The sequence below is a fragment of the Brucella intermedia LMG 3301 genome (assembly GCF_000182645.1).
Classification (GTDB): Bacteria; Pseudomonadota; Alphaproteobacteria; order Rhizobiales; family Rhizobiaceae; genus Brucella; species Brucella intermedia.
On record NZ_ACQA01000001.1, the window covers coordinates 379831 to 392198 of the forward strand.

The window sequence follows — 12368 nt, forward strand, 5'->3', positions numbered from 1 at the left end:
TTTCAGCGCATAACCTAACATACAATGCGGCCAGATGGCGGCAATGAGTAATGCGAAAAGGGATTAGCAACGTGAATTTTGGTTGCCCGAGCCAAAAAACGGCATAAAACGGAGTGATTGGCTGATTGGCCTGCACCGCGAGGGGAGGAGACCTGAAACAATGGCGCGCGAGGCACATGCATTTTATCATCGCTGACGATCATCCGCTTTTCCGGGGGGCATTGAGACAGGTCCTTTCCGGACAGTCGCAAAGCGTGGAAATCATCGAAGTTGGCGATTTCGACGCCGTAAAGAAACTGGTCGGCGAGCGAGAGGATATCGACCTTCTGCTGTTGGATCTGACGATGCCGGGCGGTACTGGGCTTTCCGGTCTGGTGACGTTGAAGGCCTTGCAGCCCGCACTTCCAATCATCATCGTTTCGGCAACCGACGATGCGGCGACGATCCGTCATGCGGTCGAGCTCGGTGCTTCGGGGTTCATATCGAAATCCGCCAGCATGGAAACCATTGGCGAGGCCATGAGCACTGTTCTGGCTGGCGATATCTGGACACCCGCCGACATTGAACTGGATCATGCGCACGACCCGGAAATCGAGGCGCTCATCGCGCGGTTGCGCACATTGACGCCGCAGCAGACGCGCGTGCTGACCATGTTGGCGGAGGGGCTGTTGAACAAGCAGATCGCCTATGAGCTTGGCGTGTCGGAAGCCACGGTCAAGGCGCATGTTTCAGCAGTGCTGCAGAAACTCGGGGTCGACAGCCGCACACAGGCGGTCATTCTCCTGTCGCGCATCGGCAATGATGCGCTAAACACGGATTAGAGCACGTCTCCCGAAACTGGGAGACAATCGGATAGAGCATTTGCGAGGCGCCTTTAAACAGGAAATGTTCCGGACAGTCCGTTACTGAGCGGCATTCTGCGCCGATGCATTGTCCTGCCTCGCATGATGAAAATGCGATAGCAGCGAACGGAGCGCCGCGGGACGAAGCGGCTTGTGCAAGACAGTGACGTTTTCATCCTCAGCGCGTTGGCGCACTTCCTTGGAGCGATCGGCTGTCAGGAGGATGGCCGGTATTTCGGTCTGGAACGTTTCGCGGGCAAAACCGATCATATCGAGGCCGTTTTCGTTCAGCAGATGATAGTCCGCGACGATCACATCCGGCGGGCGGGAATGGTCGGTGCAGTACGATTTCAGCGCAGTTCCGCTGCGCAGTGTCGTAACCTGGCACCCCCATCCGCGAAGCAGCGTTTCCATTCCCGACAGGATGCTGGCGTCATTGTCGATGCAGAGAACATCGAGCCCCGTCAGTTCCAGCGCCCGTTGCAGCCCGCGACGGTTCTTCACTTCGTCAGCGGGCACCTTTTCCTGCGAGACAGGAATGCGCAGGGTGAACATCGTCCCCTTGCCGGGCGTTGAAGCCAGCGCGAGCGGCAGCGACAAGAGCCTGGCGATGCGGTCAACGATGGAAAGGCCAAGGCCAAGGCCTTCCGCTTCCCGCATTCCTTCATCGAGCCGGGTAAACTCGCGGAAGACGAGTTTCAGCTTTTGCGGAGGAATGCCGATTCCGGTATCGAGCACCTGCAACTCCACAAAGGAACCGCGGCGGCGGACGCCGAGCAAGATACCGCCCCTGCGGCTATACTTGATTGAATTGGAGACGAGGTTCTGGATCAGGCGCCGCAGCATGTTGCGATCCGTCTTGACGACGATGCTTGACGGGACAACGCGCAGTTTCAGCCCCTTGGCGGCTGCAAGCGGTGTGAAGTCGGTTGCAATCTGGCTCATCAGCTTGTCGAGACGAAACACCGAGAGTTCGGGTTTGAGTGATCCGGTGTCCAGCCGTGAAATATCCAGGACCATACCGAGAATGGCTTCCACGGCTTCCAGTGAGGAGTCGATATTGCGTGCGAATTCGCTGGTTTCGGAACGCCCCAGTCTTTCGGCAAGCGCGGTACTGTACAGTCTTGCCGCGTTAAGCGGTTGCAGAATGTCGTGCCCGGCAGCCGCAAGAAATCGCGTCTTCCCCTGATTGGCTTCTTCCGCCGCGGCTTGCGCCTTGGCAAGCTGCTGGTTGACGCGGGTCAGTTCCGCCGTGCGATCCGCCACGCGCTGCTCCAGCATCTCAGCCGCCTTCTGGCGCGTGACATCCGCTTCAACCGCCGCCGTGATATCGGTATATGTCGCGACGATGCCCCCATCAGGCATGGGATTGGACTGGATTTCCAGCACCTTGCCGGTGGATTTCATATTGATGCGCCATGGACGGCGCACAGCCGCGAGCGAGCGTATGGCGCTGTTCTGGCCGGTGAAAGATATGTCGCCGCGACGATGCAGCTGTTCCACGATTTCGGAAACGGGTATCCCGACCTGCATCACCTCATCGGGAAGATCGAAAAGCTTGCGGAACTGCCGGTTCCAGCAGGTGAGCCTCAAGTCCTTGTCGAAAACCGTGATGCCTTGTTCCATCTGGTCGAGCGCGGTTTGCAGCAGGTCGCGGTTTTGCTGCAAGGCCGTTGAAGCATCGTCCAGGAGTTGTCGCGCATCGCGGCCGGACGCATCGCCCTTTTGCAACAGCAGTGACAGGACAAGGCGCGCCGATGCAGAGCCGACTGCCGTACCAAGCAGTTGCTCCGCATGGCGGATCAAAGGCGTATCGACGGTCATGCCGGGATCAAGCCGCCGCTGTTCCCTTCCTTCAAAACGAAGGAAAGCGCGCTCCACGCGTTCGGCGCCGAGATAACGCGCCATGGTGGCTTTCAGTTCGGCGACGGTGACAGTCGTGCGAAAGCGCTTCAGGGTCGGTGTGCCGATCACATAACGCGGCAGGAAGATGCTGGCCTGAATGCGTTCCAGCGGCGTCGAGGCGCGCGAGAGGGAACCAAGAACGTAGAACAGCGTATTGGCCGCAAGGCTCCACACCACGCCGTTGGTCAGGGGAAGAGCATTGGTTCCGAAAAGCGCTTCCGGGCGCAATGCGGTAAAGCCGAGAAAACCATCGCGCAAAATGGCGGCATTTTCCGGCGCCATGGTGGGTAGCAGCAAAGTGTAGGCCCAGACCAGAAAGCCGGTCGAAAGACCCAGCATGGCACCGCGTCCGTTGGCATTGCGCCAGAACAGCCCGCCAATGAAGGCAGGCACGAATTGGGCAATCGCAGCAAAGGAAACGAAGCCGATCGAAGCCAGGTGGATATTGTTGGAGGTGAAGCGATAATAGGCAAACGCCAGCGCCAGAATGCCAATAATGGTGAGGCGGCGGGTGTTCAGAATGATTTTGGTCAGGTCGCGCTGTTCTGCTGCCTGTTGCTTGGCCAGCCGCCGTATGAAAAGCGGCAGCACCAGATGATTGGAGATCATGATCGAAAGCGCGACGCAGGCGACGATGACCATCGCGGTTGCCGCCGACAACCCGCCGAGAAAGGCCACGAGGGCAAGCCAGTGAGCACCAGCAGCCAGCGGCAGAGCCAGAACATACAGGTCTCCGCTGACATTGCCTCCGAGTGTCATCACGCCGATCAGCGCGATGGGAAACACGAAGATATTGATGAGCACCAGATAAACCGGGAAGAGCCACGAGGCGGTTCGCAGTTCCTTTTCACTCCGGCTTTCCACCACGGTTACATGGAATTGGCGCGGCAGCATGATGATGGCCGCGGCGCTGAGTGCGCTTTGCACGATCCATGTGCCGATGGACGTTTGATAGTGAAACGCTTCCAGCGCCTCCGGCGACTGGGATATCTGGTTGATCAGTTGCGACGGAGCGCCAAACAGGAAGAAAGTGCAGGCAAAACCGACGGTTAGGAAGGCGCACAGCTTGATGACCGATTCCAGGGCCACCGCCAGAATGAGGCCGTTCTGGTGCTCGGTGGCGTCGGTATGGCGCGTGCCGAAGAGAATCGCAAAGACAGCAAGCACAGCGGCGACGGGCAGGGAAATATCGCCGAATATGAATACTGACGGATCGACGGCCGATCCGTAATGTTCCATGACGAGGCCGACACTCCCGGAAACGGCTTTGAGCTGGAGCGCGATGTAGGGAATCGAGCCAACGGCTGCGATGCAGGTCGCAAGTGACGCGACACCAAAGCTTTTGCCGTAGCGGGCAGCGAGAAAATCGGCGATCGATGTGATGTGTTCGGATTTCGCCAGTCGAACGATATGCCGCAGCAAACGGTTGCCGAGCGTGAAGACGAGAATGGGGCCGATATAGATGCCGAGAAATTCAAGTCCGCGCTGCGCCGACAAGCCGACAGAGCCAAAAAACGTCCAGGATGTGCAGTAGACGGCCAGGCTGAGCGCGTAGATATATGGGCGCGGGGCACTGTTCCAGCGCGACGTGCGCCGGTCGCCGATGCTGGCTACCGCAAAGAGCAGCAGCAGATACAAAAAGGCGGCGCCAATAATACCCCAGCCCTGCATAGCCGGCTTGTTCCCTCACTCCTCGATCACGAATGACGCAAGCACTTTCAGTGCGCTCGCGCAAGATTATTGATCGAAAACGGTGCGTTTCTGCCGCTTTATCTTTTCTTTGGTAATTTTCGTCTACAAACTGACAGTGTGATCCTGAAAGTGCAGGGCCCTTTTCAGGACTGCGTTTGAAATGACAAAGCGCTTTCGGTTCCACTTGTGGAAAACGGCTTTGCCATCCACTGCCAGTTTTTCTGGTGCCCAGGTTGATTTGACGAACGCCACCGCGGCAGGACGGCCCAAGCGGTCCGCGTTCGTGAGGGAGACAGCAATGCTCAAGGAATTCAAGGAATTCGCCCTGAAGGGCAATATGGTCGATCTGGCCATCGGTGTTATCATCGGCGGGGCGTTCGGCGGCCTCGTCAACTCCATCGTCAATGACATCATCATGCCGATCATCGGTCTTATCACCGGCGGTATCGACTTTTCGAACATGTTCATACAGCTGGCAGGTGAACCCAAGACCACGCTGGCAGCTGCCCGTGACGCCGGTGCGACCATCGCCTACGGCAACTTCATCACTCTTCTCATCAATTTCCTTATCATCGCGTGGGTATTGTTCCTGGTGGTGAAAGCGATGAACCGCATGAAGAAGAAGGAAGAAGCAAAGCCGGAACCGGAAGCACCCCGCGAAGAGGTTCTGCTGACCGAAATCCGCGATCTTCTGGCAAAGCAGAAAGCCTGATTGACCAGGAACTGATGGATGAAACGGGGCCTTTTGGCCCCGTTTCCTTTGATCCATAAATGCGTTTGATCAGACCATCACAAAAAGCCGCGTGATTTCGCTACCGGGCCTTGATAAGCACGAAGTCAAAATCCAGATCCAACGCGGGGAAATCATGACGCTCATCGCCAATCTTCGTCGGGAAGCAGCCCAGTCACCGGAAAGCGGGATTGTGGCGGTCGCCAATCATGGGCGCGGACGCGAAGGACTTATTCCGCTGTGGGTAGGCGAGGGCGATCTTTCTACACCGGATTTCATTCGTGCCGCGGCCCAGAAAGGCATTTCTGACGGAGAGACCTTCTATACCTGGCAGGCAGGCATACCGGAGTTGCGGGAAGCGCTGGCTCGCTATCATGCGCGGCATTTTCCACTGGCTCTAAAGCCCGAGAATTTCTATGTCACCGGTTCGGGTATGCATGCCATCGAAATGGCGCTGACAGCAACCGTTGGAGCAGGTGAAGAAGCGATCTATCTCTCCCCGGCCTGGCCCAATTTTGTCGGTGCGGCTGGTCTTGCTGGCGTCACGCCGGTCCCGGTCGAACTGGAATTCGGGGACAACGGCTGGATGCTTGATCCGGAGAAGATTGCAGCCGCCATCACGCCCCGCACAAAGGCCCTATTCGTCAATACCCCATCCAATCCTACCGGCTGGACGGCGGATCGGGAAACTTTGCAATTCATTCTTGATCTGGCGCGCAAACAGGGCCTCTGGATCATTGCGGACGAGATTTATACCCACTTCTATTATGGCGGCGGTCGTGCTCCCTCCTTCATGGATATTATGGAGCCGGATGACCGCATCATCTTTGTCAATTCCTTCTCCAAAAACTGGGCGATGACGGGCTGGCGTATTGGTTGGATGACTGTGCATCCGTCGCTGGGGCCGGTTATTGAAAACCTGATCCAGTATTCGAATTCGGGCGTTGCGCAATTCATGCAGCGTGGTGCCGTTACGGCTCTCGATGAGGGCGACGCCTTCATTTCGATGCAGGTTGAGCGCGCCCGTTCCACGCGCGATAGCCTGTGCGCCGCGCTATTGGCGACAGGCAAGGTTCGCCTCACTCCTCCACAGGGTGCATTTTATCTGTTCTTCGGCGTGGACGGCGTCGAGGATTCGGTCAAGGCAGCTATCGACATGGTGGACAATGCCAATGTTGGCCTGGCGCCAGGCAGCGCATTTGGCCTTGGTGGCGAAGGGTTCTTCCGCCTTTGCTTCTGCCGCGACCCAGAACAGGTGGAAGAGGCCGCAAGGCGGCTTGTGCACTGGATCGAAAAGCGTTGAACTCATCGCTTCCCGGGTGAAGGGCGGGGGCTGCGGCCTGCCGCCACCTTCATCAGACGCTGGAAGGTCGGGCACTCCATATGGCTTTTAGCGGGACAGGTCGCTGCGTGCCGCAGCCCATCTCGAAGTGCCGCAAGATGGGCGATTGTACGGTCGAGATCATCCGCCTTCGCAGACAGGGTTTCGCGACTGATCGAAACCTGGCCGTCGGGGCCGAACATGCCCGCAATGTCATCGAGCGAAAAACCAGCCGCCTGTCCGAGGGCGATCAGGGATAGCTTGGTCACGACGCTGGGATCAAAAACGCGGCGCAAACCCCGTCGGCTGTGTGAGGCGATCAGCCCCCTTTCTTCATAGTATCGCAGTGTTGATGCGGGAATGCCTGTCACTTTCGCAACTTCCGCAATGTCCATATCTTTCATATTGACCTCAAGTCGGCTTTAACTTGTATGGTCCGCCTTTTCAATGATCCACGCAAGTGGAAAGGAAAGGTAAATGCTTGTTTTGCAGATCGTTTTCATTGGAGTGGGAGCGACACTCATAACGGATATCTGGACGATGGCGAGAGCGCGGCTGTTCGGCGTTGCTAGCCTGGATTATGGGCTGGTGGGACGCTGGTTCGGTCATATGCTGGAAGGGCGCTTCGTGCACGAGCGGATCACCGCCAGCCCGCCGGTTCGAGGAGAGAAACTTCTTGGCTGGGGTGTTCATTACGCCATCGGCGTGCTGTTTGCGGCTGGTCTGGTTGCTGCTGGCGGGCTTGAGTGGATGGCATCGCCGAAGCTCCTGCCAGCGTTAGCCTTCGGATTGTTGACCGTTGCTGCTCCATTCCTTGTCATGCAGCCCGGCATGGGGGCGGGGATCGCCGCACGAAAGACGCCAAAGCCCTGGGCCGCCCGGGGATGGAGTATAGTGACGCATCTGTGGTTCGGAGCGGGGCTCTATCTTGCGGCTCTCGCGGCCACGCTCATCTTCTGAGACAGCAAAAAGGCCGGTTGAACCGGCCTTTTATTCCAATGATCCTGCTTGTCAGCCGCCGGCCTTGGAGACCATCAGCGGAATGATCCGCTCGGAACTGGCGGGCTGTGAGACAGTGGGTTCGGCGTAGGGGATGCCGAGCGTGTTCCACACTTCCAGAAGTGCATCCTTGAGGCCGTCAATCAAGGCGTCATCATGCAGGGGCGACGGCGTGATGCGCAATCTTTCGGTGCCGCGCGGAACGGTCGGATAGTTGATCGGCTGGATATAGATGTCATGCACTTCAAGCAGGCGGTCGCTGGCCTTTTTGCAAAGCTCGGGATCGCCGACCAGAATGGGCACGATGTGGGTTTCCGACGACATGACGGGCAAACCGGCGGCAGAAAGTACATCCTTGGCGCGCCGCGCCTGACGCTGCTGGCCGTCGCGCTCCACCTGCGAGGTCTTAAGGTGCCGGATCGCAGCCGTCGCGGCTGCAGCGACTGCCGGGGGCAGGGAAGTGGTGAAGATGAAGCCCGGTGCGTAGGAGCGCACCGCATCGACAATCGCACGCGAGCCGGTAATGTAACCGCCGAGCGCGCCGAAAGCCTTGGCAAGCGTGCCCTCGATAATATCGATGCGATGTGCAAGGCCATCGCGTTCGGTAATGCCGCCGCCGCGTGCACCATACATGCCGACCGCATGAACTTCATCGATATAGGTCATGGCATTATATTTATCGGCCAGATCGGCGATCTTCTCGATCGGCGCGATATCGCCGTCCATGGAATAGACGGATTCGAACACGATCAGCTTTGCGCGCGCAGGATCGGCAGCCTTCAGCAGCTGTTCCAGATGCTCGACGTCATTGTGACGGAAAATCTTCTTCTCCGCACCCGAGCGGCGCACGCCCTCGATCATCGAAGCATGGTTCAACTCGTCAGAAAGGATAAGACAGTTCGGCAGCAATCGGGCAATCGTGGAAATCGAGGCTTCGTTGGAGACAAAGCCCGATGTGAAAACGAGTCCGGCTTCCTTGCCGTGCAAATCAGCGAGTTCGTTTTCCAGTTCGACGAGCGGGTGGTTATTGCCGGAAATATTGCGCGTTCCGCCGGAACCTGAGCCAGCATTACCTGCTGTGTCGCACATAGCCTTGATGACATCGGCATGGTGGCCCATGCCAAGATAGTCATTCGAACACCAGACGGTGATTTCGCGGGCAGTGCCATTGTTGCGCCAGATAGCTCGGGGGAAACGTCCGACAATACGTTCAAGATCTGCAAAAACGCGGTAACGCTTCTCGGCGTGCAACTGGTCGATCGCTTCTTCGAAAAAACGGCGATAGTCCATAATGCGCTCCTTAGTCTGTGCCCTAACTAGCGCTTTTGGCACTTGCCGTCCATGGCGCATTGATGGGCAATTTGCCACGTTTGAATGAAGCAGCATTGATTGAAATCAAGCAAGTAGGCTCGACACTGGCAATAATGACAACCATTGTCATCACGAACCATATCGGAATATCGCGCAGAGTGATTGGTTTCGACGTAGAGTTGCTTGAATAAGCAGCCAAAAATCGCCAGCTGTTTCCAGCATCCAACACAAAACGCGGCATTTGCATGAAATCAACGCGCTCGGCGATGAACTATCCAGCCTCAAACACTGGCGATTGGAACGCCTATTGGGGCGCTTCCCCGATGCGACATTTGCGATTGCTATGGCGTCATGTGCAGCTTTCGGTTCCAAACCGAAAAAACAAGGCAAATCTTATCGCCACAGCTGGAAGCTTCCAGACTTTGAAGCCCGATGATCTGCCGCTCGTTTGCGTGGTGCGCAATGCAGCAGCCTACATCAAATCCTTTTTGCGCTATTATCGCGAGATGGGTGTTACGCGCTTCATCGTCGTTGACGACCGGTCGGACGATGGTACGGCCGAAATATTATCCAGCGCCCCTGATGTGGATCTGTACTCCTCGAGCATCCGTTATGCAGAGGCCGACCGCGGCCGTGCCTGGCGCGATGCTTTGTTCAATCTTTATGGGCGCGGACGCTGGTATCTGTCTGTCGATGCCGATGAGTTCTTCGTGTTTCCGAGAATGGAGCAGCGGAATATCCGCTCGTTTATCGAGGAACTGGAGCAGAATGGAATTCGCCGATGCCTGGCGCCGATGATCGATATGTATCCCGGCGGTTTGCTGCGCGAAGGGGTTTTTGTCGATGATGGGACCAGATATCCATTCGAGGTGTCCTCACATTTCGATGGCGACGGCTATACGGTGACGCCGGAAAAGTTTGGCGTAGCTGTGCGCGGTGGACCGCGTCTGCGCCTGTTCGGACGCAGCATGCGCCTTTCAAAATTCCCGCTGATTTGGGTCGACGGAAAAACGGATTATCGCCGAGGCAGCATTCACGGGCCCGGACCGTGTTTCCGTAATTTTCTACCCGCTACCGGGGCTCTTCTCCATTATCGGTTTTCATCGCTCTCGGTCAGCGAATTCAAACGTATCGCCTCGGAAAAGAGCCACGCGGGCGGGGCCGAGCATTACAGGGCAATCGTTGAAAACGAGCGTTTTTCGGATGACCTGTCACTCGTTTACGAAGGCTCGTTGCAATACACAGGCCCTGCCGGTCTCGTTGAACGTGGCTTCATGGCCGATTTGCGAGATATAAAGCCGGCGGCGGGACCGAAGTGCCGCATTAGCACGTAAAGGTCTTACGCAGGAACTGAAGCAACATATCATTGCGCCTGATCGTAAGGCGTGGAATGCCGAACGGATCGTCAGTTGGTCTTGCGCGGCGTTTTTCCGTCGTCGTCGCGTTTGTATAACCTGCCGCTTCGACGATCTTGCGTGTCGCTGCGTTTTCTCCACCGTAAGGATAGGCGAAAGACGTGACTTCGCTGCCGAGCACGTCCTCGATCCTTGTCCGTGATTGGTGAATCTGCGCTATGGCGTCCTTTTCGCTCGCGTCCGGAAGGAAGATATGGTCGAGCGTATGCGAACCAACTTCATGCCCGAGCGTTGCCCATTCTCGCAATTCCGCAACGCTCATGCAGGTGGCGCGCGCGACGCCGATCTTCTGATCCCAAAGATTGAAACCGCCAATCTGGTTGGCGACGAAATAGTTTGTGGCGGTGAAGCCGAACTCCTGCAACACGGGCAGGGCGTTGCGGAAGACGTTCTCGAAACCATCGTCAAAGGTGATGACAGCAACTTTGCCCTGTTTCTTGCCGTAGATGTAGGGCAGTGCGTCCCGCACCGACAGGCCGCGATAACCCAGCCTTTTCAGCCACGCCATCTGCTGGCGAAAGCGATCCGGATGAACGATCATGCTGCGATAGGGGGCGCGGTGCGTCGGCGGCACGTCTATCTGGTGATAAAGAAGAATCGGAACGGGCACGAGAACCTCAAACAGCTGCGCGCGAGCGCGATTTTATCTTCCAGCGATAGAGCGGGCGCAAGATTTCACGCTTCAGCTTGTCTGGCAGGGAACGCGATTTCTGGATCGTACTGCCGCCCAGCTGCACGGATATTTCTTTCACGCCGCCCGGAAGGACGGACAGTGGTTTCAGCCCGGTTACCCAGTTCATTTGCGCGGTGGTGTCGACAGGGCGGTCGAAGACTTCGGTTGCCGAGAGCAGCCGTTGCGCGGCTTCCCGCCCGACAAGCTGCGCCACCATGCCGAGGCCGACCGGCACCGGCTCGATGATGCGTACCCCTTCCGTCGTCAGCACCACCCGGCCGCTTTCCCGCTCGCGAAAGGGAAAGCGGATAAAACTGTGGGCTTTGAGAAGCTGGCATGAGGCGGAATAGGCTGCGGCAAATTCCGGCGTCAGTTCCACATCATCTTCCAGCACCAGGCCTGCGTCCAACCCTTGATCGACAATAGCCTGCCAGGCCTTCCGGTGCGAAAGGAAACAGGCAATTTCATTAGTGCTGAGTTGAAATGGATAGCGGGGCTTGTGTGCCGACCGCCGATAGACACGGCTGATCGTTTGCGCATCGAGCGTGCGGCCGTCGACAGCGTTGACGACGTCTGTTTCAATCGGCAGCTTTCGAATAAGCGCTTCGACCTGGGGCTGGCGGTCGGTGGCGCGCTCCAGATGGATGATGAAAGCCTTGACGGCCCTCTGCGGGCCGTCACTCGCGGTAATGTCAGGACGCGTTTCGTTCATGGTCCCTATTTACCTTGGAACACATGGAAAAGCTCCAGGAATTTTGCAGATCAGACAGGCTGCCAGCCTGGTTCGACACGATCGGCTTCCGCCCGCCACAGATCCGCGTAGTCGACGTTCTGCCAGTCCTTGAACCACGGCCCGCCGCGCGTGTAATGGACGACTTTCGGCAGTCCGGTTTCCGGCTTCTCGTTCCAGCCTTCAAGCCAGTTGTAATCCGTCGGCAATGCACCGATTTCATCGTCAGCAGCCCACTGCATACGGTGCAGATAGGCCCCGCTTTCGCGGTTGACCAGTTCGGGCGTCAGCTTGCGCGTCGAAGGATGCTCGCAGTTGAACAGCATGCAGGAAGACCAGTTCTTGCGCGGATAGCTGGTCTGCACCTTGCCATCCATCTTCACGCTGTCTTTGGGCTGATAATCATGCTGAACGCAATAAACGGCTTTCGAAGGATCGTTATAGGATTGAAGGCCAGCAATATCGCCGAGGAAAAGGAAGTCGCAATCGCAAAAAAGTGCCCAGCCCTTATAGCCCGCAAGCCATGGCGTGAAAAAACGCGAATAGGTAAACTCAGTCGACGCCAGCGGGTCGACTTCTCGCGTGTAGGCTCCCTGTTCCACAAGATCCTGCAGCTTGATCGGCACGATTTCCAACGGAATAGAAGAATGTTTCAACGCCGATGCTTTGGCGACGTCGTATGCGATGGGCTCGCGAGAATCCCACCCGATGAAAATGCGCAACGGTTCACTCATTCATATGCTCCTTTAA

At 57.2% G+C, this 12368-nt stretch carries 11 protein-coding genes; 5 read left to right on the forward strand and 6 right to left on the reverse strand.

Going from position 1 to position 12368, the window contains the following annotated elements:
* Nucleotides 1-176: 176 nt before the first annotated feature.
* On the forward strand, nucleotides 177-821 hold the full coding sequence (locus OINT_RS01705; protein WP_006471057.1) for a response regulator transcription factor: 645 nt from the start codon (nucleotides 177-179) through the stop codon (nucleotides 819-821).
* An 81-nt stretch (nucleotides 822-902) separates the two neighbouring features.
* Here the strand turns inward: OINT_RS01705 and OINT_RS01710 are convergent, their stop codons facing one another.
* A complete protein-coding gene (locus OINT_RS01710; RefSeq protein ID WP_006466062.1) occupies nucleotides 903-4418 on the reverse strand; it encodes a PAS domain-containing hybrid sensor histidine kinase/response regulator in 3516 nt (1171 codons plus the stop codon).
* Between the two features lie 319 nt (nucleotides 4419-4737).
* Between OINT_RS01710 and mscL the strand changes: the two genes are divergently transcribed.
* Together mscL and OINT_RS01725 are read left to right on the forward strand one after the other, a co-directional pair.
* Entirely contained in the window at nucleotides 4738-5151 is a 414-nt protein-coding gene (gene mscL, locus OINT_RS01720; RefSeq protein ID WP_006471056.1) for a large conductance mechanosensitive channel protein MscL, read from the forward strand.
* A gap of 154 nt (nucleotides 5152-5305) precedes the next feature.
* Nucleotides 5306-6472, forward strand: coding sequence for a pyridoxal phosphate-dependent aminotransferase (locus OINT_RS01725; RefSeq protein ID WP_021586244.1), 1167 nt, complete (start codon nucleotides 5306-5308; stop codon nucleotides 6470-6472).
* 2 nt (nucleotides 6473-6474) lie between these two features.
* Here OINT_RS01725 and OINT_RS01730 read toward each other — a convergent pair whose 3' ends face one another.
* Complete coding sequence (locus tag OINT_RS01730; protein WP_006466065.1) at nucleotides 6475-6894, reverse strand: helix-turn-helix domain-containing protein; 420 nt, start codon at nucleotides 6892-6894, stop codon at nucleotides 6475-6477.
* Between the two features lie 73 nt (nucleotides 6895-6967).
* Here OINT_RS01730 and OINT_RS01735 point away from each other — a divergent pair, with 73 nt between their 5' ends.
* Nucleotides 6968-7450 (forward strand): DUF2938 domain-containing protein, encoded by a 483-nt coding sequence (locus OINT_RS01735; RefSeq protein ID WP_006471054.1) that lies wholly within the window; start codon nucleotides 6968-6970, stop codon nucleotides 7448-7450.
* Nucleotides 7451-7501: 51 nt separating this feature from the next.
* Here the strand turns inward: OINT_RS01735 and hemA are convergent, their stop codons facing one another.
* On the reverse strand, nucleotides 7502-8779 hold the full coding sequence (gene hemA / locus OINT_RS01740) for a 5-aminolevulinate synthase (protein ID WP_006471053.1): 1278 nt from the start codon (nucleotides 8777-8779) through the stop codon (nucleotides 7502-7504).
* Between the two features lie 266 nt (nucleotides 8780-9045).
* Here hemA and OINT_RS01745 point away from each other — a divergent pair, with 266 nt between their 5' ends.
* Nucleotides 9046-10134 carry a glycosyltransferase family 2 protein gene (locus OINT_RS01745; RefSeq protein ID WP_006466067.1) on the forward strand — a complete coding sequence of 363 codons (1089 nt, stop codon included), beginning with the start codon at nucleotides 9046-9048 and terminating at the stop codon, nucleotides 10132-10134.
* On the opposite strand, the gene OINT_RS01750 is transcribed toward OINT_RS01745, so the two are convergent.
* From OINT_RS01750 to OINT_RS01760, 3 genes are read right to left on the reverse strand one after another with little or no spacing between them, the layout of a single operon-like run.
* Entirely contained in the window at nucleotides 10124-10825 is a 702-nt protein-coding gene (locus OINT_RS01750) for a polysaccharide deacetylase family protein (RefSeq protein ID WP_006466068.1), read from the reverse strand. The genes OINT_RS01745 and OINT_RS01750 overlap by 11 nt on opposite strands.
* A 7-nt stretch (nucleotides 10826-10832) precedes the next feature.
* The gene (locus OINT_RS01755; RefSeq protein WP_006466069.1) at nucleotides 10833-11600 is read right to left on the reverse strand and encodes a glycosyltransferase family 25 protein; all 768 of its coding nucleotides are present in this window, start codon (nucleotides 11598-11600) and stop codon (nucleotides 10833-10835) included.
* A gap of 50 nt (nucleotides 11601-11650) precedes the next feature.
* The gene (locus tag OINT_RS01760) at nucleotides 11651-12352 is read right to left on the reverse strand and encodes a hypothetical protein (protein ID WP_006466070.1); all 702 of its coding nucleotides are present in this window, start codon (nucleotides 12350-12352) and stop codon (nucleotides 11651-11653) included.
* Nucleotides 12353-12368 lie beyond the last annotated feature (16 nt).